Below are 24,241 nucleotides of genomic sequence, written 5' to 3' on the forward strand. Positions count from 1 at the left end.
TCCGTTCGATTATGTTCGATTATCAATAGTGTTCAAATGGTGACGCCGTCGGCAACGGCCAGGCGGGCGGCGGCGTGGTGGGCGCGCATCGCGCTGTGGGCAAGGATGGTGTCTGCAGGCAGGCTGGCGCGCATGGAGGCCGCGATCGACGGATGCAGTTCGGCGGCGCGGCCGGCCAGCGCCAGCGGACGCGCACCGAAACGGCGCAGCAGCGCGTTCGCCAGACGGCCCAGTTCGCGGCCGGCGTTCGCCAGGATCGCCGCGGCTGCCGGGTCGTGGCCGGCGCTGGCAGCCACGGCCAGCGCCAGCTTGCCGACTTCGCCGCGTTCCTTGCCATAGATGAACTGGCGCGACCGATCCCAGTCCGCGCCGCCGATATAATCGAAGACGGCGCGCGCCATGGCCGAATTTTCCCAGCTGCCCGGGGCTTCGTCCTCGCGGCGCCAGATATGACGCAGCGCTTCGCGGGCGATCCAGAAGCCGCCGCCGCCATCGTCGAGCACGACGCCGCGGCCACCGGCGCGGTGGAATTGTCCGTCTTCATCGATGAAGGCGCCGATCGAACCGGTGCCGGCGTACACGAGGTAGCCTTCGCCGGGCATGAAACTGGCGCGGTAGGCGATCTCGATGTCGTTGCACATGGCGATCGCGGCTGGGTTGACGCCGAGCAGCTCGGCCAGCCAGTTGGTCAATTGTTCGCCGTCGCCACCGAAGCCTGTGAGGCCGGCGCGCACGCGGGCCGGTTGGGCATGGGCGCGCACGTCGCGGGCGAGTTCTGCAAAGGTGGCGTGGACGCTGGCGCGGCCGTCGGGTTTGCTCATCTGCAGGGCCGACAGGCCGGCGACCGTGCCTTCGGCCAGAATCGCGCCATCGGGCGCGGCCAGCGCCCAGCGGGTCTGGGTGCCGCCGGCATCGATGCCGAGACCGATGTTTTGCGTAGCGTGAGAATTCAACATGAAGCGAGTCTAGATCCTGGCGGCAAATGATGCGAATGAAAGCTGGCCGTCATTGCATGAATAGAAGTTATGAATAAGGGCGTCAATACATGAACGGTCGTACTAGGTAGGGTGGGCGGCTCCACCCGGGCAGTGCTGACACGGCTGCGTGTATGCCGCCCACGCGTTCAACGCCCGTCCGATCTATCGCTCTTGTTTACTGGTGCGAGGTGGAGCTGGCATTTCACGAGTGATCGTCAGCTGCTTGAACGCGTGGGCGGGAAACCGCGGGGCCGCCGAGGCCCACCCTACGTCCCTTCGGCAACGCTTACGGCTTGCCCCAGACCTGGACCCGGTCGCCCTCGATACCGAGACGATCGACCGCGCCGACGAAGACCGCTTCCGGCGCCCCCCAACGCGCATCGTCCTGCACGGTCCAGTCGACCTTCGATGCCGGCACGACAGTAAAACGCCACTCGTTGCCATGGCGCGACCACACCGTATATAAAGCGTTCGCCTTTCCGGGCGCCAGTTTCAGCTCGACCCCTTTAGCGGTGTGCACGGCTTTTACACGCGGCAGGCCCGGTTTCACATTGCCGAGCCACGGCGTCGCCGGCACCAGCGCCGGCGTGGCATACGATCCCGACCTCAGCTGATCCGTGATCCCTTTGCGGTTCTGCATCAGGGCGACCATGCTGAAGTGTACGTGACCGCCCGCCTGCGGGCGCGCACGGGTCGATTCGATCTGGTCGACAATTTCTTGCGGTTGATAGTCCTTCGTCGGCGCACCGATGCGGCTGGTGAACAGGCCCGGCCAGATGTGGCGGCCCTGCGTGTTCTGGCCGATCCAGTAGTCGAGCAGCACATCGTAGGCTTGCCCGCTCTGGCCGCGCCCCCAGTACAGCTGCGGCGACAGGTAGTCGAGCCAGCCCTTTTGCAGCCACAGTTCCGCATCCGCATACAGCTTGTCGTACTGCGAAAAGCCGACGATGCCGGGCGGGCGGCGGTCCGGGCGGCCGATACCGAAGGGACTGATGCCGAAACGCACCCAGTTCTTTTCGCGGTGGATGCCCTGATACATCTCTTTAATTAATTCGTTGACGTTCTGGCGGCGCCAGGATGCACGGTCGAGCTTGCCGCCGCGGGCGAGGTAGCGCTCCCAGGCCGGCGTGTCCGGGAAATCGAGCTCGGCTTTGACCGCCGGCCTGCCCTCCAGCGCCGCCTCGTTGCCGGCCACCGTCGGCGTCGCTTCGATCGGGTAGGGATAGAAATAATCATCGATGTGCACGCCGTCGATGTCGTAGCGGCGCACGACGTCGAGCACGACATCGAGCGTTTGCTTCGACGCCGATTCCTCGCCCGGATCCATCCACATGTACTTGCCGTAGCGTTTGACGGCGGACGGATTCGATCGCGTGATGTGGTTCGGCGCGGCCGGCGACCGGGCGCCGTCGTGGCGCGCCCGATACGGATTGAACCAGGCGTGCAGCTCGAGGCCGCGCGCGTGGGCTTCCGTCACCCAGAATTTCAAAGGGTCATACCAGGGCTGCGGCGCCTGGCCCTGGGTGCCGGTGAGATATTCCGACCACGGCTCGATCGGGGACGCATACATCGCATCGGCCGAAGGACGCACCTGCAGCACGATTGCGTTCATATTCATCGCCTTGGCGCGATCGAGGATGGCAATCGCTTCCGCCTGCTGCTGCGGCGCCTTTAAATTTTGCCGGCTCGGCCAGTCGATATTCGCCACCGTCGACACCCAGGCGGCGCGGAATTCGCGCGGCGCGGCGGGGGGCAACTTGCCGCTGGCGACGATCGTGCCTGCCTGCGTGGGCGCGGCCTTTTCTGGCGTTGTGCAACTGGCGAGGAAACCGCTCAGGGCGAGCATGCCCGCCAGCGCCAACGCGCGTTTTTTTGTATCTACCACTACCGCTCCCAAATTTTTATACTTTGACAAACCATTGACGGCGCCACATGCCCCAGGCCAGCGCGAACATGCAGGCGTTGAACAGCAGCGCGTACAGCAGCGAGGTATTCACGGCGCCAAGCGGCAAGCCGCGAATCGGCGCGTACAAGCTGCGCCCGAGCGACACGCTGCTGCCGTCCGGCTGCGCCAGTTTTATAAAACCGAACATCTTCGCCACCAGGCCCGAGAACGCGAAAATGAACAGCGCATTCACGCCATAGATCTGGAAGGGCCGCGTCCAGCGCGCCGCCGCGGCGCGCACGGCGCCGTACGGATTGACGTCGAGCAGCCAGAAGAAGGCGCTGAATATTAGCAAAGCCCAGCCCGTCATCAGGAGACAATAGGATGGCGTCCACAGGCTTTTGTTGATCGGCATGAGGATGGCGTCGAGGATAACGCCCATCCAGACGAACAGCAGCCCGGCCAGCAGCAGCCAGACGGTCTGCTCGATGCGGCTCAGTTGATTCAATAAAAAGCGTCCGGCCAGCACCCCGAACAACTGGCTGCACAGGGCGGGGATGGTCGTGAACAGCCCTTCCGGATCCCAGGTTTTCGATTGCACCCACAGGTGCTTGCCCAGCAGCATGCGGTCGATGTACGCGCCGACATCCTGGCCCGGTTCGAGCACGCCGGCACCGATGCCGGGGACCGGATAGCACAGCATGAAGGCGCTGTAGAACGCCAGCAGGCCCGCGATGAGCGCCAGCTGCATGCGCCAGCGGCAGTAGACGACGATCGGCGCGGCCAGCAGCGTGCACAGGGCAATACGTTGCAGCACGCCGGGGATGCGGACTTTTTCGAAGTTGAAATAGGGGATCAGGTTCAGCAGGAAACCGATCAGGAAAATCAGGGCTGCGCGTTTCGCCAGTTTGAATAGTAGCTGCGGCTTGTCGGCGCCTTGTGCGGCCAGGCGGCCCAGCGACAGCGCCATCGAGACGCCGCCTATAAACAGGAAGAAGGGGAAGATGGTGTCGGTAAAAGTCCAGCCGTTCCACCTGGCGTGTTCGAGCTGGGAATACAGGCTGCTCCAGTCGCCGGGGTTATTGACCAGCACCATGGCGGCGATGGTGAAACCGCGGAAGGCGTCGAGCGAAGATAAGCGGCCGGGGGCGTCGCGCATGGCGGCGGGTGTCTCCATCGTTGTTGTTTATTTTTCGAGTTGCGTGCGTGCGTTGAACGCGTGGACGGCTCTGCCGTCCACGCGTTCAAGCACACCATGCATAACGCGCGGCTATTTCTTCCCAAACTCCGGATCAATCTTCACCAGCGCCGCCATGATGAACGCCGGAATCGTCGCCACGCACACCCAGACAAAGAAATGTTTATAGCCCAGGTATTCCTGCAGCGCTCCGCTCCACATGCCCGGCACCATCATGCCCAGCGCCATCAGGCCGGTGCAGATCGCGTAATGCGCCGTCTTGTGTTCGCCGTCGGCGACCATGATCATGTACAGCATCATGGCCGTGAAACCGAAGCCATAGCCGAACTGCTCGATCGCGAGGAAACCGGCAATCAGATAAAAATTCGTCGGCTGCGCATGCGACAGGTAGACGAACACCAGGTCCGGCAGGTGCACCGCAAACACCATCAGCCACAGGCAGCGTTTCAGTCCCAGGCGCGAAATCAGGTAGCCGCCCGCCAGGCCGCCGATGGTCAATGCGATGATGCCGATGGTGCCGTAGGCCCAGCCGTACTGCGCGGTGGTAAGGCCGAGGCCGCCTTTTGCCAGCGGGTCTTTCAGGAAGGGCGCCACCAGTTTCAGCAGCTGCGCTTCGCCGAGGCGGAAGGTCAAAATAAAGCCGAGGATCAGCCAGATGTCGCGCTTGCGGAAAAAAGCGCCGAAGGTGCCGAAGAATTCCTGCAGCGGATTGCTGCCGGCGGCGACGGCGTGGTCGTCTTTCGGCTTGGGCAGCACCAGCTGGTGCCAGGCAAAGGCGGCGGCGAACACGCCGGCCAGGATGAAAAAGATGATCGACCAGGCCTGGTGGACGTCACCCAGCGAGACGGCAAGATAGCCCGCCAGCACCACCAGCGGCCCCTGCCCTGCGAGCGTCGCCAGGCGATAAAAGGTGCTGCGCACGCCGACAAAGGCCGCCTGGTCTTTCTGGCGCAGGCCCAGCATATAAAAGCCGTCTGCCGAGATGTCGTGGGTGGCGGAACTGAATGCCATCAGCCACATGACGGCCAGGCTGACCGTGAAGAAGCCGGGCAGGTGCATCACCGTGCCGACGGCCACCAGCGAAGCGGCGACGACCAGTTGCAGGAGGACCGTCCAGCGCCGCTTGGTGCCGAACATGTCCACCACGGGCGACCACAGCGGTTTGATGACCCATGGCAGGTAGAGCAGGCTCGTGTAAAACGCGATATCGGAATTCGAGACGCCCAGGTCCTTGTACATGATGACCGACAGGTACATCGCGACCACATACGGAATGGCCTGGGCAAAATACAAGGATGGCACCCACAGCCACGGACTTTTCGCTTCAGAAGTTTGCATAAGGCTTTCGTGATCGGGCAAGGGCCGGCCAGCCGCGCCGACCGGGAAAGAAACCTGCCGCGTCACGCTTACTGCGCCAAAGCCTGGCGCACACTGCCGTGCGCCGCGTCGAGCAAGGCCCGTGCTCCCTCGACACCGATTTGTTTGGACAAGGCCACGATCGCGGTCTTGACGTGGAAATCGCACTGTTCCAGCACCGCGCGCGCCGCCGCTTCATCGACGCCGGTGGCGAAGGCCGTCAGGCGGATGGCGCGCAGCACCAGCTTGGCGTTGGTCGCCTTCAAGTCTACCATCAGGTTGCCATGAACCTTGTTCAAACGCACCATCAAGGCGCTCGAAAAAGTGTTCAAAGCAATCTTTTGCGAGGTCCCGGCTTTCAAACGGGTGCTGCCGGAAATCACTTCGGCGCCGGTGTCGAGGGTGACGCCGATTTCGGCCTCGCTTGCCACCGGGGCGTCGACGTTGTTCGCAAAACCGATCGTCAGCGCGCCGAGTTCGCGCGCGGCGCGCAGGGCGCCCAGCACATAGGGCGTGCTGCCGGAAGCGGCGATCAGCAGGACGACATCGTTTGCCGTCACGCCGACCTGCCGCAGGTCGGCCGCGCCCTGATCGACATCGTCTTCCGCACCTTCGACCGCGACGAACATGGCATCGCTGCCGCCGGCCAGCAGCGCCACGGCGCGGCCATGCGGCCAGGAGAAAGTGGGATACAGTTCGACGCTGTCGAGCACGCCCAGGCGGCCCGAGGTGCCGGCGCCGACATAGACCAGGCGTCCGCCCGCTTCTACCCGCGGCAGCGCGGCGGCGACCGCGGCGGCGATGCGCGGCGCGGCGGCGCGCACGGCATTCACGGCATTGAACTGGTCATCCACCAGCACATTGACCAGTTCCGCGGTCGGGTACTGGTCGAGCAGGGCGTGGTCCTGGGCTGGGGTTTCGGTTTTCAACATGGCAGCGGCGTTCTGACAGATTTTTGATAAAACCAGTGTAATACCAATTGAGCAAGCCTGCCATGAAAGGAAGGGACGGCGTCATGCCATAAAGTTATGCCGTTTTTATGCCGGCGCGCGCCGCAGTTCGGCCACGAAATCGTAATAATCGCTGCGGCAATACGAGTGCGTCAGTTCCACGGCGACGCCCGACTCCAGGTAGCCGACGCGGGTGATGAACAGCACCGCCTGCCCTTCCGGCACGCCCAGTTGATCGGCCAGCGCATGCGGCGCATTCATGGCGCGGATATGCTGCAGCGCGCGCACCGGCATCTGCCCGCTGCGCTCGAGGTGGGCGTACAGCGAGTGATCCACTGCCTGCGGATCGGGCAGGACGGTGGCCGGAATCACGCTCGTTTCATACGCCATCACGACCTCGTCGGCCAGGCGCAATCTCTCCAGGCGCGCCACCCGTGCGCCGGGAGACAGGCCAAGCGACAACTGCTCGTCGGCATCGGCCGCTACCACTTCACGGCGCAGCCAGCGCGAATTCGGCGTGTAGCCGCGCTGCTGCAGCTGCTCGGAAAAGCTCGACAGGTTCGACAGCGGCTGCTCGATGCGCGGCGCAATATAGTTGCCCGAGCCGCGACGGCGCACCACCAGTCCCTGCTCGACCAATTGATCGATGGCTTTACGGGCGGTGACGCGCGAAACCTCGAGCTGCTCGGACAGCGTACGCTCGGACGGCAGCGCCTGGTCCGCCTGGTAGCGGCCGTCGCGCACATCTTGCGTGAGTTTCCGGGCCAGCTGCATGTACAGCGGCGAGTTGTCGTTGAGATCGATTTTGAAATCGATGAGGGCTTGGTTCATGTTTCTTCACAGGTGGCGATCACCTCCAGTGTAAGGGCAGTGCGGGCGCGACTGGCCGAAAATTGTTCGCAGCGCATCGTTTATGATGTGGCGGCATAACAAACCGGCATGCGGCGCCAACGGCATTTCATTGGCAGCGGCAGCGCGTCGTTTGTATGCTCATCGAAAAACAGGGAGAGAGTATGAATGAAAACCGGCGCGCGGTACTGGGACTGGCCCTGTTTGGCGCATTCGAGCCGCTGCTGGCGGCGGTACCGCTGAGCGGCGGCGCGCGGCATCCGAACGCAGCGCTCGAACGCGAGCTGGCAGCCGTCGTCACCGATCCTGCGTGCGAGCTGGCCAGCCTGTCGGTGCTGGCGATCCGCGACGGCAAGCTGGCCTACGAAGGCCAGTTCGGCCGGCGCCGGATCGGCAATGGAGCGTACCCCGACCTGCCGGCGAACCGGGACACCCTGTATCGGATCGCCTCGATCTCGAAGATGATGACGACCCTCGGCCTGATGCGCCTGGTCGAAGAAGATCACATCGACCTGGATGCCGACGTCTCGCGCTACCTCGGTTTTACCCTGCGCAATCCGCACTTCCCGGAGCGCGCCATCGCGCTGCGCCACCTGCTCACCCACAGGTCGTCGCTGCGCGACGAAGCCGGCTACTCCTTCCCGGCCGGTACCGCGCTCAAGGACTTCGTCACCCCCGGCGCGCGTCTGTATGACGAGGGAAAAATGTGGGCAGCGAATGCCGGACCCGGCGACTATTTCACGTACTGCAATCTCGGCTGGGGCCTGATCGGCACGCTGATGGAGCGCGTCAGCGGCGAACGCTTCGACCGGCTGATGGGGCGCTTGCTGCTGCAACCGCTCGGTTTGATGGCCGGCTACAACGTCTCCGAATTGGCGCCGCCGGCGCTCGCGAATCTTGCCACCCTGTATCGCAAGTGCACCGTCGACACCGAAGTCTGGGATGCGAGCGGCCCCTGGATCGCCCAGGTCGACGACTATCACGCCCGTCCGCCGGCGCCACCGCCCGGCATCGAGCGTTATGTCATCGGAGAGAATGCGACGCCCTTCAGCCCGACCGGCGGCCTGCGTATCCCGGCGCGCGACATGGGGACCGTCATGCTGATGCTGATGAACGGCGGCGTGCACGAGGGCAAGCGCATCGTGCAGGCAAGCACCCTGGAGTCCATGTTTACGCGTCAGTGGACGGCCGACGGCCGCGGCGGAAACGGCGATACCCTGGATGGCTTCTTCAATTGCTGGGGCCTGGGCAACGCCCAGTTCCCGGACCAGCCAGGGCGGCGCCTGGTCGAAGGCGGCTTCGATGCGGTCGGCCACTTGGGCGACGCCTATGGCTTGCGCTCGGTGTTCGCCTTCGACCGGACACGTCGCAATGGCATGATCGTCCTTGTCGGCGGCAGCTCGAGCGACCCCGGCCTGCAAAAAGGGACGTATTCGGCACTGGCGCGTTTCGAAGAACGCGTATTGACGAGCATGTTCCGCCACGTTATTGCTAGCTAGCGCCATGCGAGGCCAGCGGGCTGTACATGACCGCCGGTTATGGCGTGGCGTTCCACTTTCATTGGCCCTGCGCGCCGCCTGCCCCTAAGCTCTTCCCTTATGTCAGTAAAAATAACGGTGTAACGGGATGCAGCAAGGGACTCAGCAAGTCATCGTCATCGGTGGCGGAGTGGTCGGCCTGACCTCGGCCTGGTGGCTGCTCGAGGCCGGCTTTGGCGTGACCGTCGTCGAGCGTGCGCCCGACGTTGCCATGGGCGCGAGCGGCGCCAATGGCGGCCAGCTGAGCTACCGTTACGTGTCTCCGCTGGCCGATGCCGGGGTGCCTTTGAAGGCCATCGAATGGCTGTTCCAGGAACACGGCCCGCTGCGCTTCAAACCCGAATTCGACCTGCGCCAGTGGACCTGGCTGGCCAGCTTCCTCGGCCAGTGCACCGCATCCGCCAACCGCCGCACCACGGCCAAGCTGCTCGAACTCGGCGAACTCTCCCGCTCCGGCATGAAGCAACTCGAATCCATCGTCTCTCCCGATGATTTTTCCTGGCGCGACGCCGGCAAGCTGGTGGTGTATCGCTCCTCGAAAATCTTCGAGCAGGCGGCCGGCAAGGCGACGGCCGGAGAAATCTGGAGCGGCGCCGAATGCGCGCAGCGCGAACCGGCACTGGCGGCGGCGCGCTCGCTGCTGGCCGGCGGCATTTATAACAGCGGCGAAGCGGTGGCCGACTGCCACGCGTTTTGCGTGAAACTGGCGCAGCAGGTGCGCGCCCATCCGCGTTTCAAGGGGTTTGTACAGGCCGAGGTCACGCGCATCGCCGCCAATGGCGGCAAGGTCGTCGGCCTCGACACGAATGTCGGCGCCATCGGCGGCGACGCCTTCGTGCTGGCCGCCGGCATCCAGAGCCGTACGCTGGCGGCGCACGCAGGCATCAAGCTGCCGCTGTATCCCCTGAAAGGCTACAGCCTGAGCGCGCCGATCCGCCCCGGCGACACCGCGCCCGAGATCAGCGTCACCGACTTCGAACGCAAGGTGTTATATGCGCGCATCGGCAAGCAGCTGCGCGTCGCGGCCATGGTCGACATGGTCGGAGAAGACCTGACGCTCAATCCGAAGCGCATCGGCAGCCTGACGCGCCAGGTCAGGGAAACCATGCCGCACGCGGCCGATTACACGCAGATCTCGGCCTGGGCTGGCCTGCGCCCCGCGACGCCGAACAGCGCCCCGCTCATCGGCGCCTCGTCGCTGTCGAACCTGTGGCTGAACGTCGGCCACGGCCCGCTCGGCTTTACCTTTGCCGCCGGCACCGCGCGCATTCTCGCCGACCTGATGCAGGGGAAAGCGCCGCCGTTCGCGCTGGAGATGCTGGCGCTGCGGCGTTAAGTCCCGGCCGCGCAGGCGGAATTTAGCGGTTCGTAGGGTGGACTCTTGAGTCCACGCTGTCGTACCGTTGCGCACCTCAACGCTTGGCAAACAACGCTTACGCGTGCACTTTGGAATGGGCGACCCGTTTCGATATGCATGTGTAGTACCGCGTGGAGGCATTGAAGCTGGGGGCTTCAATGCCGAGTCCACCCTACGGATTGCGAAACTCTGCTGCGCAGCGTACTGCTTCATCCGAATGCACTATCATGAGCCCAACATTATAAAAAGAGCATCGGCATCATGACCCAGTACACCTTGCAGCAAAAATTCTTTTTACTTTTACTCGCCCTCGTCACCCTCGCCTTCATCTACATCCTGCTGCCGTATTCGGGCGCCGTATTCTGGGGCGTGGTGCTGGCCATCCTGTTCGCGCCGCTGTACCGCCGCCTGCTGCGCGCCACCAAACAAAAACCCACGGCCGCGGCCCTGATCACGCTGCTGTCGATCGTCGTGATGGTGATCCTGCCGGTGTCGCTGATTGCCGCTTCGCTGGTGAAACAGGCGGCCGTGGTGTATGACATGATCGGCTCGGGCAAGATCAATTTCGGCGCCTATTTCGTGCGCATCGTGCATTCGCTGCCGCAGTGGGTGGTGAACCTGCTCGAGCGTTTCGACCTGACCGACCTGGCCTCCCTGCAGCAAAAACTGTCCGAAGGCGCGGCGCAAGTGAGCCAGACGGTCGCGCGCCAGGCCATCAATATCGGCAGCAAGACCTTCGATTTCCTGGTCGGCATGTTCGTCATGCTGTACCTGCTGTTCTTCCTGCTGCGCGACGGCCAGGCGCTGGCCGCCCGCATCCGCCACGCCATCCCGCTGAGCCTCAAATACAAGCAGCGCCTGTTCACCAACTTCACGACCGTGATCCGCGCCACCGTCAAGGGCAATGTGCTGGTCGCCGCGGCGCAGGGGGCCCTGGGCGGCCTGATCTTCTGGTTCCTGGGCGTGCAGGCGCCGCTGCTGTGGGCCGTGGTGATGGCCTTCCTGTCGCTGCTGCCGGCCATCGGCGCGGCTGTCGTCTGGGCGCCGGTGGCGGTGTATTTCCTCGTCACGGGATCGGTCTGGCAGGGCGTGGTGCTGATCGCCTTCGGTGTGCTGGTCATCGGCCTGGTCGACAACGTGCTGCGTCCGGTATTGGTCGGCAAGGACACGAAAATGCCGGATTACCTGGTGCTGCTGTCGACCCTGGGCGGCATGGCCTTGTTCGGCCTGAACGGGTTTGTCATCGGCCCTGTTGTCGCGGCACTGTTCATCGCGTGTTGGGATTTGTTCGTGGCGACCGAGGAGTTTCAGGCGCCCTGAATAAAGTGGGGGTGGCGGGGCCTGATAGTTGACCGGGTGAGCTGAAACTATGACATGATGCCGCGCATCACCTCCACGACAGCTTTGCCCGGTCCCCACACGCTCGCCCCGAACGCCATGTCGCTCCCTTCCACTTCCGCCCCATCCGGACTCGCGTACCATCCCAGTTCCGAGACGCGGTTCCGCGAACTCTTCGAGCAGGCGCCGACCAGCCTCCAGATGCTGGCCCCCGACGGCCGTACGCTGCGCGTCAACAAGGCCTGGGAAGCCCTGTGGCAGATCCATGCAGGCACGCCCCTGCACGCCTTCGTCCTCAGCGCCGACTACAGCCTGCTGACCGATGCGCAATTGATCGAGACCGGCATCGTCAGCTACCTGCAACGGGCGCTGGCCGGCGAATCGGTCGAAATCCCCGCCATTTATTACGATGTCGTCGCCCTCGGCGGCACCGGCCGGGCGCGCTGGGTGACGGCACGCGCGCATCCGATCAAGGATCACGAAGGGCGCATCCTCGAAGTCATGCTGATGCACGAGGACATCACCGACCGCATCATCGCGGAAAAGGCCCTGCGCGAGCGCGAACAGCGTTTCCGTTCGCTGGTGATGGCGACTTCCCAGACAGTGTGGAGCACGACGCCGGACGGGCGCGTGCTCGATGATTCGCCGACCTGGCGCGGCGTGACCGGCCAGAGCTACGACGAGTGGAAAGAATACGGCTGGCTCGACGCCGTGCATCCGGACGACCGCGAACAGGCCCGCATTACCTGGCTCGCGTGCACCGCGACTTGCTCGCTCTACGAGATCGAATACCGCCTGCGCCAGCGCGACGGCAGCTATCGCTGGACCGCGGTGAAGGGCGTGCCGCTCACGGACGCCGATGGTTCGGTGCGCGAATGGATCGGCGCCAACAAGGATATCCACGAAATGGTCGTGGCCCAGGCCGAACTGGCCGAGCGGCTCGACCGCGAGCAGCGCCATTCGGCCTTGCTGGCCAAGGTGGCGAAGGCCTCGCGCACCCTCGGCAGCGCCTTGTCGATCAAGGACATCGCGGACGGGCTGGTCGAGGAAGTGCGCGATATCCTCGAGGTGCACCAGGCCGTCGTTTCGCTGACCGAAGGCGACAACTGGTCGCAGGCGATCAATGCGGTGTCGATGTCGGAGAAATATGCCGGTTACGAAAGCTACGCAGCAAAACCCGATGGCTCCGGCATCTATGCAGAGGTGTGCCGCAGCAACCAGGCCATGCGCCTGACGCAGCAAGAACTGGAAGCCCATCCGGCGTGGAAGGGTTTTGGCAGCCACGCGGCGTGCCATCCCGCCATGCGCGGCTGGCTCGCCGTGCCGCTGATCGACCGCAAGGGCAAGAATATCGGCCTGATCCAGGCGTCGGATAAGGTTGAAGGCGATTTCACGGAACAGGACGAAGCGATCCTGGTGCAGCTGGCCTCGATCGCGGCCAACGGGTTTGAAAATGCCCGCCTCTACAGTTCGCTGAAGGAGCAGGACCGGAGGAAAGACGAATTCCTCGCCATGCTCGCGCACGAACTGCGCAACCCGCTGGCGCCGATCGCCTCGGCGGCCGAGCTGCTGAAAATCAGCACCCTCGACGAGGCGCGGGTGCGCCGCTCGAGCGAAGTCATCAGCCGGCAGGTAAAGCACATGACCTCGCTGGTCGACGACCTGCTCGACATCTCGCGCGTGACGCGCGGCCTGATCCAGCTGGAAAAGGTGGTCGTCGACATCGGCGCCACCATCCGCAGCGCCGTCGAGCAGTCGCGGCCCCTGATCGAGGCGCGCGAACACGTTCTGGCGATCGAACAGGCCCCGGACGAGGTCCAGGTCATGGGCGACCCGAACCGGCTGGTGCAGGTCGTCGCCAATTTGCTGAACAACGCCGCGAAATACACGCCGCGCGGCGGGCGCATCCTGCTGGCGGTCGAGCGCGAAGCGTCGATTGTCCACATCCGCGTGCAGGACAACGGCATCGGCATCGACCAGGGATTGCTGCCTCACGTCTTCGACCTGTTCACCCAGGCCGAGCGCACGCCGGACCGCGCGCAAGGGGGACTGGGCATCGGCCTGGCCCTCGTGAAAAACGTCGTGAGCCTGCACGGCGGCACGGTGACGGCGGACAGCAGCGGACCGGGTAGCGGGAGTGTGTTCACGGTGTCGCTGCACACGATTTAGAGCCTATCCCAGTAGTCCGGGGGAAGCTGATAGCGATGCATGGCAAGCGCGGGCAAGGCGTGAGGAGGCCGCATGGCTGGCCATGCAACGACGAGCAACGCAGCACGCGTTTGTCAGGCGCGCTAGCAGCGACTCCGGGCTACTGGGATAGGCTCTTGAGCAGCCGGCCTCCCGCAGCCCGGCTCGGCCGCGTCGGCCTGCGTAAAAATCACGGATAATCACGGGATGTTTACGCCGACCACTTCTTCTGGCCCCTGCCCCTGCGGCGGCGCCGCGCTTGCCGCCTGCTGCGGCCCGTATATTGCCGGCGACGCCCTGCCGCCCACGGCCGAAGCCCTGATGCGCTCGCGCTACACGGCCTACACCCAGCGCAATGACGCCTACCTGCGCGCGACCTGGCACCCGAGCACGCGGCCGCAGGACAGGATCATCGACCCCGACGAGAACCTGCGCTGGCTGGGCCTCGAGATAAAATCTGCTTTACGTTTACGTCAACGTAAAGCAGAATTGCCGCATCATCCAGATAGCGACACGGTCGAATTCGTCGCGCGCTTCAAAATGGGCGGCCGCGCGCACCGGCTGCACGAGCTAAGTCGCTTCCTGCGCGAACCCGACCCTGCGCTCGGCGGTACGCCGCGCTGGTTCTATCTGGACGGCACATTCCCGAAGTAAAAAACGTAGAGGACGGCATGCCCCATATCGAGAGCAAACTCAACCCGCGCAGCGACGATTTCAAAGCCAACGCCGCAGCCATGCAGCTGATCGTGGACGACCTGCGCGACAAGGTCGCCGCCATTGCCAAGGGCGGTGGTGAAGCGGCCAGCGCGAAACACGTCGCGCGCGGCAAACTGCTGCCGCGCGACCGCGTGCAGATGCTGCTCGACCCGGGTACGCCCTTCCTCGAGTTTTCCCAGCTCGCCGCCTATGACATGTACAAGGATAAGGATGGAGTCGGCGCCGCCCCCGCCGCCGGCATCATCACGGGCATCGGCCGCGTCGCCGGCCAGGAATGCGTGATCGTCTGTAACGATGCCACCGTCAAGGGCGGCACCTATTATCCGATGACGGTCAAAAAACACCTGCGCGCCCAGGAAATCGCCGAGCAGAACAATTTACCGTGCATCTACCTGGTCGACTCGGGCGGCGCGAATTTACCGAACCAGGACGACGTGTTCCCGGACCGCGACCATTTCGGCCGCATTTTTTACAATCAGGCGAACCTGTCCGCCAAGGGCATCCCGCAGATCGCCGTCGTCATGGGCTCGTGCACGGCCGGCGGCGCCTACGTGCCGGCGATGAGCGACGAATCGATCATCGTCAAGGAGCAAGGCACGATTTTCCTCGGCGGCCCGCCATTGGTGAAAGCGGCGACCGGCGAAGTGGTGACTGCCGAAGACCTGGGCGGCGGCGACGTCCACACCCGTTTGTCCGGCGTGGTCGACCACCTGGCCCAGAACGATTTGCACGCGCTGTCGCTGGCCCGCACGATCGTCTCGAACCTGAATCGCACCAAACTGGTGCAGGGAGCGACCCGCGAGACCGTGGAACCGACATACGCGCCGCACGAGTTGTATGGCGTGATTCCGGTCGACACCCGCAAACCCTTCGACGTGCGCGAAGTGATCGCGCGCGTGGTCGACGGCAGCGAATTCGACGAGTTCAAGGCACGCTATGGCACCACCCTCGTCTGCGGCTTCGCCCATATCTACGGCGTCAAAGTCGGCATCATCGCGAATAACGGCATCCTGTTCTCGGAGTCGGCGCTGAAGGGAACCCACTTCATCGAACTGTGCTGCCAGCGCAAGATTCCATTGATCTTCCTGCAAAACATTACCGGCTTCATGGTCGGCCGCAAATACGAAAACGAGGGCATCGCCCGCAACGGCGCCAAGATGGTGACGGCTGTCGCCACGGCCTCGGTTCCAAAATTCACCGTCATCATCGGCGGCTCCTTCGGCGCCGGTAACTACGGCATGTGCGGGCGCGCCTTCTCCCCGCGCTTCCTGTGGATGTGGCCGAACGCGCGCATTTCCGTGATGGGCGGCGACCAGGCGGCCTCGGTCCTCGCCACCGTGAAACGCGACGGCATCGAGGGTAAAGGCGGCCAGTGGTCGCCGGAAGAAGAAGCCGCCTTCAAGCAGCCGATCAAGGAACAATACGAACACCAGGGCCACCCCTACTACGCCAGCGCGCGCCTGTGGGATGACGGCGTCATCGATCCGGCGGACACGCGCATGGTGCTGGGCCTGGGGCTGTCGGCTGCGCTGAACGCGCCGATCGAAGAGACGAAGTTCGGCGTCTTCCGGATGTAAGGGGCATTTAGGAAAATGAGTATGGACTATCAAACCCTTACCATCACGGTTGCCGACAAGGTCGCCACCGTCACCCTGAACCGCCCGGAGCTGCGCAACGCGTTCAATGAAAACGCGATCGCCGAGCTGGCCCTCGCCTTCGATGAACTCGGGCGCAATGAGCTGGTGCGCGCGATCGTGCTGGCGGCGAACGGCCCGGCCTTCTGCGCCGGCGCGGATTTGAACTGGATGAAGAAGATGGCCGGCTACTCGCACGACGAGAACCTGGCCGACGCCTCGCGCCTGGCCGATATGCTGCGCACGATCTACCTCTGTCCGAAACCGGTGGTCGCCAAGGTGCAAGGCGACTGCTATGCCGGCGGCATGGGCCTGGTCGCGGCCTGCGATATCGTGGTTGCCGCCGAAGGAGTAAACTTCTGCCTGTCCGAGGTAAAACTGGGACTGATCCCGGCGACGATCTCGCCCTACGTGATCAAGGCGATGGGCGAACAGGCGGCGCGCCGTTTCTTTTTAACCGCCGAGCGTTTCGATGCCGCCGCCGCGCTGCGCATGGGCTTTGCGCACGAAGTCGTCGTTTCGGAAAATCTCGACACGACCGTCGCCGGCATCGTGAAATCGCTGGTGTCGAACAGCCCGAACGCCGTTGTCGAAGCAAAAAAACTGGTGCGCGAAGTCGTGGACCTGCCGGTCACCGATGCGCTGCTGCGCGACACCGCCGAGCGCATCGCCACCATCCGCGCATCGAACGAAGGACGCGAAGGCGTGGCCTCCTTCCTGGAAAAGCGCAAGCCGAATTGGCTGAATTGAAGAAGCACACAGGATAAATTTTGAAGCACCAAACCTCCTCCGACTGGATCGCACGCAGCCTGCGCAGCGTGTGGCACCCCTGCACCCAGATGCAGCACCACGAAGAGGTGCCGCTGATCGCGGTCGCCCGTGCCAAGGGACCGTGGCTGTACGACCACGAAAATAAACGCTACCTGGACGCGATCAGCTCCTGGTGGGTGAACCTGTTCGGCCATGCCAACCCGCGCATCAACGCGGCCCTCAAGGAGCAGCTCGACACGCTGGAACACGCGATGCTGGCCGGCTTTACCCACGAGCCGGTGATCGAACTGTCGGAGCAGCTGGCCGCCCTGACCGGCCACGCGCTCGGCCACGCCTTCTATGCGTCGGACGGCGCGTCGGCGGTCGAGATCGCGATGAAGATGAGTTTTCATGCCTGGCGCAACGCCGGCTTCAGCGACAAACAGGAATTCGTCTGCCTGCAGGGGAGTTATCACGGCGAGACCGTCGGTGCCTTATCGGTCACCGATGTCCCGCTGTTCAAGGACGCTTACGGCCCCTTGCTGCGCGCTTCGCACGTCGTGGCCTCGCCCGACGCGCGCAACGCGGCGGAAGGTGAGTCCGCACAGGACGTGGCGCGCCGCGCCGTGAAGGATGTTGAACGGCTGTTCGACGAGCGCGCGAACAAGATTGCCGCGATCATCGTCGAACCATTGGTCCAGTGCGCGACCGGCATGGCGATGCACGACCCGCTGTATCTAAAACTGCTGCGCGAGCTGTGCGACCGCCACCACGTGCACCTGATCGCCGACGAGATCGCGGTCGGCTGCGGCCGCACCGGCACCTTCTTCGCCTGCGAGCAGGCCGCCATCTGGCCGGATTTCCTGTGCCTCTCGAAAGGGATCAGCGGCGGTTATTTACCGCTGTCCCTGGTCTTGAGCACCGACGAGATTTACCAATCCTTCTACAGCGAAGACATCACGCGCGGCTTCCTGCACTCGCACTCCTACACCGGCAATGCGCTGGCCTGCCGCGCTGCCCTCGCCACGCTGCAGATCTTCCGCGACGACGATGTATTGAACCGGAATCGCGAACTGGCCACGAAACTGACCATCGCCCTCGCGCCGCTGGCCGAACACGAGCGCACCCACGGCTTCCGCCAGCGCGGCATGATCTTCGCGTTCGATGCGGTCGAGCCGGACGCCGCGCGTGCGTCGAGCTTCTCGCGGCGCTTCTTCACCGCGGCCGTCGAGAACGAACTGCTGCTGCGCCCGATCGGCCGCACCGTGTATGTCATGCCGCCCTACGTGCTGGACGATGAAGAGATCGACCTGCTCGGGGTGCGCGTGAAATCGGTGTTCGAATCCGTGATTGCGGCTTGAGCATGGAGCCGCTCATGGAACCGACGATGGACCTCACGATGGACCTGATTGAGAGCGTCAACCGCAAGCTGGCCGCACTGGACGCGCAAAGCCTGATCCGCCGGCGGCGCGTGGCCGACACCCGCTGCGCCCCCCTGCAAGTGGTCGACGGCCGCGCCATGCTGGCCTTTTGCAGCAACGACTACCTCGGCCTGGCCGCGCACCCGCGCGTGGTCGAAGCGCTGCGCGTCGGCGCCCAGCTGTACGGCGCCGGCAGCGGCGCTTCGCACCTGATCAGCGGCCACAGCCGCGCCCACGCCCTCCTCGAAGAACGCCTGGCCGAACTGGCCGCGCCCCATATCGAGGATGCGCGCGCGCTCTACCTGAGCACCGGCTACATGGCGAACCTGGCCGTGCTGACCGCACTCGGCGCCGATAGCGATGCCGTCATCTTCTCGGAAGCGCTGAACCACGCCTCGCTGATCGACGGCGCGCGCCTCGCGAAAGCCGGCGTGAGCGTCTACCCGCATGGCGACCTGGCGGCGCTCGAGACGCTCCTGTCGGCCAGCAGCGCCGGCACCAAAATCGTCGTCACCGATTCCGTCTTCAGCATGGACGGCGACCTCGCGCCCCTGCCGCAACTGCTGGCCCTGTGCGAGCGCAACAAAGCCTGGCTCGTCGTCGACGACGCCCACGGCTTCGGCGTGCTCGGCGCCCAGGGCCGCGGCGCGCTCGAACATTTTGGCTTGCGCTCGCCGAACATCGTGTATGTCGGCACGCTGGGCAAAGCGGCCGGCGTCGGCGGCGCCTTCATTGCCGCCCATGCCAGCGTGGTCGAACTGATGGTCCAGCGCGCCCGTCCCTACATCTACACGACTGCGGCTCCCCCCGCATTGGCGCACGCCCTGCTCACCAGCCTGGACATCATCACGGGCGACGAGGGCGCGGCCCTGCGCAGCCATCTCGAATTATTAATCGCGCAGCTCGACGCCGACCTGCGCCTGGCGCGCTGGCAGCGCCCGGCATCGAACACGCCGATCCAACCGATCCTGATCGGCGCCAACGACGAAGCGCTGCGCGTCGCCGCCGCCCTGTATGCGCGGGGTTTGTGGGTGCCGGCGATTCGTCCGCCGACGGTGCCGAAAGGGACCGCACGCCTGCGCGTGACGCTGTCGGCCGCGCATACCCATGACCAAGTCGCGCAACTGGTCGCGGCACTCAATGAACTGGAGGCCATGTGATCACCAACCTGAACGATCCGCAGGAACCGGAGGTCGAGATCGCGGTGCCGCCGGCGCCCGTCTTGCCCGAGCTCGATGATGAACCGGAGAGCGCACCGAACGAGGCGCTGGCGGCCGAGGGGATTCCCGGCCGTTTCTGCTGCTTCGTCACCGGCACGGACACCGAGATCGGCAAGACGCTGGTGTCCGCCGCCATCCTCCATAAACTGGTCGAAGCCGGCCACCGCGCCTGCGGCATGAAGCCGGTCGCGGCCGGCGCCGAGCTGGTCGGCGGGGAACTGCATAACGAAGACGCCGACATGCTCGCCGCCGCGGGCAACGTGCACCTGCCGCAGAACATCACGACCCCGTTCATGCTGCGCGAACCCTGCGCACCGCATATCGCGGCCGCCATGGAAGGCGTGACGATCGAGCCGGTGCCGATCATCGCGGCCTATGCCGAAATCCTGGCGGCCTCCGACGCGGTCGTGGTCGAAGGCGTCGGCGGTTTCCGCGTGCCCTTTTCAGGCACCTTCGACAGCGCGGAACTGGCCGAGCAACTGAACCTGCCCGTGATCCTCGTGGTCGGCATGCGCCTGGGCTGCATCAGCCATGCGCTCTTGACCGTCGAGGCGATCGTCGCGCGCAACCTGGTGCTGGCCGGCTGGGTCGCCAATACGGCGGACCCGGACATGCGCTTTTTTGAAGAAAACATCGAGGCGCTGGAAGCCCGCATCCCGGCCCCGCTGCTGGGCGTCGTGCCGCGCCTCGAACAAGCAACAGCCGCAAACGCGGCCCGATTCATCGATCTCGCTGGACTGCCGGGTTGGCCGTCCACGCGGGCTCTGCCAACGTAACGCCTGCAACAAGGAAATCCCATGAATGCTCCCCAATCCGTCGCCCTGCACCGCCCAACCGCCGCCATCAAGGAGCGCGCCGACGCCACCTGGCCGCTGGCCGACGTGTTATCTCTGTTCGAACTGCCGTTCAACGAGCTGATGTTCCGCGCCCAGAGCGCGCACCGCGCCCACTTCCCGGATGGCGACGTCGAACTGGCGACCCTGCTGTCGATCAAAACCGGCGGCTGCGAGGAAGACTGCGGCTACTGCCCGCAGGCCGCGCGCTACGACACCGGCGTCGAAGCGAAAAAAATCCTCGACATCGACACCGTGCTCGACGCCGCGCGCCAGGCCAAAGCCAACGGCGCCACGCGTTTCTGCATGGGCGCCGCCTGGCGCAGCCCGAAAGAGCGCGACATGGAGAAGGTCGAAGAGATGGTGCGCGAAGTGAAAGCGCTGGGCATGGAAACCTGTGCCACGCTCGGCATGCTCGAAGAAGGACAGGCCGAGCAGCTCAAAAAAGCGGGCCTCGATTTTTACAACCACAACATCGACACCGCGCCCGATTTCTATAACAACGTCATCTCGACCCGCGAATACCAGGACCGCCTCGATACGCTGGGCCGCGTGCGCCAGGCCGGGCTGAAAGTCTGCTGCGGCGGCATCGTCGGCATGGGAGAAACGCGCGAGCAGCGCGCCGGCCTGATCGCCCAGCTGGCGAACCTGAATCCGTATCCGGAATCGGTGCCGGTGAACCACCTGGTGCAGGTCGAAGGCACGCCGCTGCACGGGCTCGATCCGCTGGACCCGCTCGAATTCGTGCGCACCATTGCGGTGGCGCGCATCACGATGCCGGAAGCGCGCGTGCGCCTGTCGGCGGGCCGCCGCCAGCTCGGTGAAGCAGTGCAGGCGATGTGCTTCATGGCCGGCGCGAATTCGATTTTCTATGGCGACAAGCTGCTCACCACCGGTAATCCGGAAGCGGAAGACGACCGGGTTTTGCTGGCCAAACTGGGCCTGAAAACCCGTTCGGCGACGCTGGAGTCGGCACCCAAGGAAGCCTGCGGCTGCTGATTTTTTCAAGCCCGCGTCGCACCCGATCAATATTAAAAAGATAAAGCGAGACAACGCATGTTCACCAAAATCCTCATCGCCAACCGTGGCGAAATCGCCTGCCGTGTCGCCGCCACCGCGCGCCGCATGGGCATCCGCACTGTCGCGGTGTATTCGGAAGCGGACGCCGGTTCGAAACACGTTGCGGTCTGCGATGAGGCGGTGTTGATCGGGCCGGCCGCGGCCAAGGAAAGTTATTTGCGCGGCCAGAAAATCATCGAGGTGGCGAAAGCGACCGGCGCGCAGGCGATCCACCCGGGCTACGGTTTCCTCTCCGAGAACGCGGAATTCGCCGAAGCCTGCGAGCAGGCGGGCCTGGTGTTCATTGGCCCGCCGGGCTCCTCGATGCGCGCGATGGGATCGAAATCGGCCGCCAAGCAGCTGATGGAAGGCGCGAATGTGCCGCTGGTGCCGGGTTACCACGGCGAGAATCAAGACCCTGGATTCCTGAACGCGCAGGCCGACCGCATCGGCTATCCGGTGCTGCTGAAAGCCAGCGCCGGCGGCGGCGGCAAGGGCATGCGCGTGGTCGAGCGCAGCGAAGATTTTGTCGCGGCGCTGGCCTCGTGCAAGCGCGAAGCGATCAGCTCCTTCGGCGACGACAAGGTGCTGGTCGAAAAATACCTGACACGCCCGCGCCACATCGAAATCCAGGTGTTTGCCGACAAGCTGGGCAACTGCGTCTACCTGCACGAGCGCGACTGCTCGGTACAGCGCCGCCACCAGAAGGTGCTGGAAGAAGCGCCGGCGCCTGGCATGCCGCTTGATCGCCGCGCCGCGATGGGAGAGGCGGCGGTGGCCGCGGCGCGCGCCGTCGGCTATGTCGGCGCGGGCACCGTCGAATTCATCGCCAACCAGGACGGCTCGTTCTACTTCATGGAGATGAACACGCGCCTGCAAGTGGAACATCCGGTGACGGAAATGATCACCGGGACCGACCTGGTCGAGTGGCAGCTGCGCGTCGCCTTTGGCGAGCCGCTGCCTCAAAAACAATCGGAGCTGCGCATTCACGGGCACGCGATCGAGGCGCGCATCTATGCCGAGAATCCGGAGAAGGGTTTTCTGCCGTCGATCGGCACGCTGCGCCACATGGATACGCCCTGCGCCGTGAATTTCGAGCTCGGCGGCGTGGCCGGCGTGGAACCGGCCGCCGTGCGCATCGATTCGGGCGTGCGCGAGGGCGATGCGATTTCTCCGTTCTACGATCCGATGATCGCCAAGCTGATCGTCTGGGGCGTGGACCGCACGCAGGCGCTGGCACGCCTGTCGCAGGCGCTGAGCGAATTCCAGATCGTCGGCCTGGCGACCAACATCGCCTTTTTAAAACGCCTGGTCGAAGGCGAGGCGTTTTCGACCGCCGACCTGGATACGGGCCTGATCGAACGCAATGGTGCGACGCTGTTCCCGCCATCGAAGGCGGCGTCCGCCGGTGCGCTGGCGCTGGCGGCCGTGACGCTGATCGAATCCGAGAAGAGAAAATCGGCCGGCGCGTCGTCCAACGCAGCCGACCCCTGGGGCCAGGCGCAGGGCTGGCGTTTGAACGGCGACTACCGCCGCGTGCTCTCGTTCGGCGACGAATACGCATCCACCCTGGACGGCGGCGCCTACAAGGTGGGCGTGGTCTACCACCCGCAGGGCTGGGAGCTCGAGGTCGACGGCGTGAAGCAGCCTTTGATCGTCAGCGGCCATCAGGGCGCGACCTTGTCGGTGCGCCTCGGCGAGCAGTCGATGCACGGCAACGTGCGCCGCGACGGCGACCTGTTCCACGTCTTCACCAACGGCGAACATTTTACGTTGGCCTATAACGATCCGATGGCGCATGCCGGTGAGCTTGAGGCCGCGGGCGGACGCCTGACCGCGCCGATGCCGGGCAAGGTCGTCGCCGTGATGGTCGAGGGCGGCCAGACGGTGAAGAAGGGAGAGGCGCTCGTCATCATGGAAGCGATGAAGATGGAGCACACGATCGCCGCGCCCTCGGACGGTCTGGTCGAAGAAGTGCTGTACGCGGTCGGCGACCAGGTGGCGGACGGCGCTCCGCTGCTGGCTTTCAAGGCAGCCTGACGTGCGCGTCCTGCTGTACCGTGGCGATGGCCAGACCGGTCCCTGGGCCGAGGACCTGGCGCGCGCGCTTCCCGCCATCGACATCGTCGGCTGGCAAGAAGGCGATACGCTTCCCCCCTGCGACTACGCCGTGCTGTGGAATCCAGCACCGGGCCTGTTGCCGCAACTGGCATCGCTCAAGGCCGTGTTCCTGACCGGCGCGGGCGCGGATGCCGTTTTAAAATTCGGCGACGCGCTGCCGGATGTGCCGATCGTCCGCCTGGGCGACGCCGGCATGGCAGTACAAATGGCCGAATACGTGGCCTATGCGACGCTGCGTTATTTTCGCCGCTTCGACGAATACGAGGAGCAGGCGCGACACGGCCTGTGGGCGCCGCTGCCGGTGCATCCGAAGGAAGATTTTACGGTCGGCGTCATGGGGCTCGGCAAACTCGGCCTGCGTGTCGTGGAAACCATGCGCGGCTTCGGCTTTCCGGTGCGCGGCTGGAGCCGCACGGCCAGGGAGCTGCCGGGCGTCGACTGCTTCGCCGGCATGGAGCAGCTCGACGACTTTTTGAGCGGCACCCGCGTGCTGGTGTCGCTGCTGCCGCTGACGAATGAAACCAGCAACCTGCTCGACCGGCGCCGCCTGGCGACCCTGCCGCAAGGCGCCTATGTCATCAACGTCGGGCGCGGTGCCCAGGTGGCCGAGCCGGACCTGCTGGCCCTGATCCGCGCGGGCCACATCGCCGGCGCCACGCTCGACGTGTTCCGCAACGAACCGCTGCCCGCGCCCCACCCGTTCTGGGAAGAGCCGCGCATCACGATCACGCCGCATATCTCCGCGGTGACCGGGCTCCGTGAGGCCGCGTGCCAGATCGCTCAAAAAATCGCCGCCTTCGAGGCGAATGAACCGGTGGACGATATCGTCGACCGCAACCTGGGATACTGAG

At 64.7% G+C, this 24,241-nt stretch carries 19 protein-coding genes; 13 read left to right on the forward strand and 6 right to left on the reverse strand.

Annotated elements, in window-relative coordinates; translation table 11 throughout:
* Positions 1-32: 32 nt before the first annotated feature.
* The 6 genes from AC1MEM_RS03260 to AC1MEM_RS03285 form a co-directional block, all read right to left on the reverse strand.
* The gene (locus AC1MEM_RS03260) at positions 33-956 is read right to left on the reverse strand and encodes an N-acetylglucosamine kinase (protein ID WP_499475281.1); all 924 of its coding nucleotides are present in this window, start codon (positions 954-956) and stop codon (positions 33-35) included.
* A 307-nt stretch (positions 957-1,263) separates the two neighbouring features.
* A complete protein-coding gene (locus tag AC1MEM_RS03265) occupies positions 1,264-2,862 on the reverse strand; it encodes a glycoside hydrolase family 10-like protein (protein WP_499475282.1) in 1,599 nt (532 codons plus the stop codon).
* Positions 2,863-2,878: 16 nt separating this feature from the next.
* Positions 2,879-4,021, reverse strand: a complete 1,143-nt coding sequence (locus AC1MEM_RS03270; protein WP_499475283.1) for an acyltransferase family protein — start codon at positions 4,019-4,021, stop codon at positions 2,879-2,881.
* A 111-nt stretch (positions 4,022-4,132) separates the two neighbouring features.
* Complete coding sequence (locus tag AC1MEM_RS03275) at positions 4,133-5,398, reverse strand: MFS transporter (protein WP_499475284.1); 1,266 nt, start codon at positions 5,396-5,398, stop codon at positions 4,133-4,135.
* Between the two features lie 68 nt (positions 5,399-5,466).
* Positions 5,467-6,348, reverse strand: coding sequence for an N-acetylmuramic acid 6-phosphate etherase (locus AC1MEM_RS03280; RefSeq protein ID WP_499475285.1), 882 nt, complete (start codon positions 6,346-6,348; stop codon positions 5,467-5,469).
* A gap of 105 nt (positions 6,349-6,453) precedes the next feature.
* Positions 6,454-7,197 (reverse strand): GntR family transcriptional regulator, encoded by a 744-nt coding sequence (locus AC1MEM_RS03285; RefSeq protein ID WP_499475286.1) that lies wholly within the window; start codon positions 7,195-7,197, stop codon positions 6,454-6,456.
* Positions 7,198-7,379: 182 nt separating this feature from the next.
* Here AC1MEM_RS03285 and AC1MEM_RS03290 point away from each other — a divergent pair, with 182 nt between their 5' ends.
* The 13 genes from AC1MEM_RS03290 (at position 7,380) to AC1MEM_RS03350 (ending at position 24,240) form a co-directional block, all read left to right on the forward strand.
* Positions 7,380-8,714, forward strand: a complete 1,335-nt coding sequence (locus AC1MEM_RS03290) for a serine hydrolase domain-containing protein (protein WP_499475288.1) — start codon at positions 7,380-7,382, stop codon at positions 8,712-8,714.
* Between the two features lie 127 nt (positions 8,715-8,841).
* A complete protein-coding gene (locus AC1MEM_RS03295; RefSeq protein ID WP_499475290.1) occupies positions 8,842-10,089 on the forward strand; it encodes a D-amino acid dehydrogenase in 1,248 nt (415 codons plus the stop codon).
* A 282-nt stretch (positions 10,090-10,371) separates the two neighbouring features.
* On the forward strand, positions 10,372-11,430 hold the full coding sequence (locus AC1MEM_RS03300) for an AI-2E family transporter (RefSeq protein WP_499475292.1): 1,059 nt from the start codon (positions 10,372-10,374) through the stop codon (positions 11,428-11,430).
* A gap of 54 nt (positions 11,431-11,484) precedes the next feature.
* Complete coding sequence (locus AC1MEM_RS03305; RefSeq protein WP_499475293.1) at positions 11,485-13,617, forward strand: PAS domain-containing sensor histidine kinase; 2,133 nt, start codon at positions 11,485-11,487, stop codon at positions 13,615-13,617.
* Between the two features lie 225 nt (positions 13,618-13,842).
* Positions 13,843-14,289, forward strand: coding sequence for a YchJ family protein (locus AC1MEM_RS03310; protein WP_499475294.1), 447 nt, complete (start codon positions 13,843-13,845; stop codon positions 14,287-14,289).
* 17 nt (positions 14,290-14,306) lie between these two features.
* Positions 14,307-15,929 carry a carboxyl transferase domain-containing protein gene (locus AC1MEM_RS03315; RefSeq protein ID WP_499475295.1) on the forward strand — a complete coding sequence of 541 codons (1,623 nt, stop codon included), beginning with the start codon at positions 14,307-14,309 and terminating at the stop codon, positions 15,927-15,929.
* 21 nt (positions 15,930-15,950) lie between these two features.
* Complete coding sequence (locus AC1MEM_RS03320) at positions 15,951-16,736, forward strand: enoyl-CoA hydratase/isomerase family protein (protein WP_499475296.1); 786 nt, start codon at positions 15,951-15,953, stop codon at positions 16,734-16,736.
* Between the two features lie 20 nt (positions 16,737-16,756).
* Positions 16,757-18,097 carry an adenosylmethionine--8-amino-7-oxononanoate transaminase gene (gene bioA / locus AC1MEM_RS03325; protein ID WP_499475297.1) on the forward strand — a complete coding sequence of 447 codons (1,341 nt, stop codon included), beginning with the start codon at positions 16,757-16,759 and terminating at the stop codon, positions 18,095-18,097.
* Positions 18,098-18,135: 38 nt separating this feature from the next.
* On the forward strand, positions 18,136-19,317 hold the full coding sequence (gene bioF / locus AC1MEM_RS03330) for an 8-amino-7-oxononanoate synthase (protein ID WP_499477554.1): 1,182 nt from the start codon (positions 18,136-18,138) through the stop codon (positions 19,315-19,317).
* 62 nt (positions 19,318-19,379) lie between these two features.
* The gene (gene bioD, locus AC1MEM_RS03335; protein WP_499477555.1) at positions 19,380-20,153 is read left to right on the forward strand and encodes a dethiobiotin synthase; all 774 of its coding nucleotides are present in this window, start codon (positions 19,380-19,382) and stop codon (positions 20,151-20,153) included.
* Between the two features lie 21 nt (positions 20,154-20,174).
* A complete protein-coding gene (bioB, locus tag AC1MEM_RS03340) occupies positions 20,175-21,209 on the forward strand; it encodes a biotin synthase BioB (protein ID WP_499475298.1) in 1,035 nt (344 codons plus the stop codon).
* A 57-nt stretch (positions 21,210-21,266) separates the two neighbouring features.
* A complete protein-coding gene (locus AC1MEM_RS03345; RefSeq protein ID WP_499475300.1) occupies positions 21,267-23,309 on the forward strand; it encodes an acetyl/propionyl/methylcrotonyl-CoA carboxylase subunit alpha in 2,043 nt (680 codons plus the stop codon).
* 1 nt (position 23,310) lies between these two features.
* Positions 23,311-24,240, forward strand: a complete 930-nt coding sequence (locus tag AC1MEM_RS03350; protein ID WP_499475301.1) for a 2-hydroxyacid dehydrogenase — start codon at positions 23,311-23,313, stop codon at positions 24,238-24,240.
* Position 24,241 lies beyond the last annotated feature (1 nt).

This window comes from Telluria sp. AIW5 (genome assembly GCF_056680575.1).

Bases quoted from the DNA above. Each gene is read 5' to 3' on its own strand.
- AC1MEM_RS03285 (WP_499475286.1), bottom strand. From the start codon at position 7,197: ATGAACCAAGCCCTCATCGATTTCAAAATCGATCTCAACGACAACTCG.
- AC1MEM_RS03270 (WP_499475283.1), bottom strand. From the start codon at position 4,021: ATGCGCGACGCCCCCGGCCGCTTATCTTCGCTCGACGCCTTCCGCGGT.
- AC1MEM_RS03320 (WP_499475296.1), top strand. From the start codon at position 15,951: ATGGACTATCAAACCCTTACCATCACGGTTGCCGACAAGGTCGCCACC.
- AC1MEM_RS03310 (WP_499475294.1), top strand. From the start codon at position 13,843: ATGTTTACGCCGACCACTTCTTCTGGCCCCTGCCCCTGCGGCGGCGCC.
- AC1MEM_RS03290 (WP_499475288.1), top strand. From the start codon at position 7,380: ATGAATGAAAACCGGCGCGCGGTACTGGGACTGGCCCTGTTTGGCGCA.
- AC1MEM_RS03315 (WP_499475295.1), top strand. From the start codon at position 14,307: ATGCCCCATATCGAGAGCAAACTCAACCCGCGCAGCGACGATTTCAAA.
- AC1MEM_RS03345 (WP_499475300.1), top strand. From the start codon at position 21,267: ATGTTCACCAAAATCCTCATCGCCAACCGTGGCGAAATCGCCTGCCGT.
- AC1MEM_RS03280 (WP_499475285.1), bottom strand. From the start codon at position 6,348: ATGTTGAAAACCGAAACCCCAGCCCAGGACCACGCCCTGCTCGACCAG.
- AC1MEM_RS03295 (WP_499475290.1), top strand. From the start codon at position 8,842: ATGCAGCAAGGGACTCAGCAAGTCATCGTCATCGGTGGCGGAGTGGTC.
- AC1MEM_RS03275 (WP_499475284.1), bottom strand. From the start codon at position 5,398: ATGCAAACTTCTGAAGCGAAAAGTCCGTGGCTGTGGGTGCCATCCTTG.
- AC1MEM_RS03305 (WP_499475293.1), top strand. From the start codon at position 11,485: ATGATGCCGCGCATCACCTCCACGACAGCTTTGCCCGGTCCCCACACG.
- AC1MEM_RS03300 (WP_499475292.1), top strand. From the start codon at position 10,372: ATGACCCAGTACACCTTGCAGCAAAAATTCTTTTTACTTTTACTCGCC.
- bioB (WP_499475298.1), top strand. From the start codon at position 20,175: ATGAATGCTCCCCAATCCGTCGCCCTGCACCGCCCAACCGCCGCCATC.
- bioF (WP_499477554.1), top strand. From the start codon at position 18,136: ATGGACCTGATTGAGAGCGTCAACCGCAAGCTGGCCGCACTGGACGCG.
- AC1MEM_RS03260 (WP_499475281.1), bottom strand. From the start codon at position 956: ATGTTGAATTCTCACGCTACGCAAAACATCGGTCTCGGCATCGATGCC.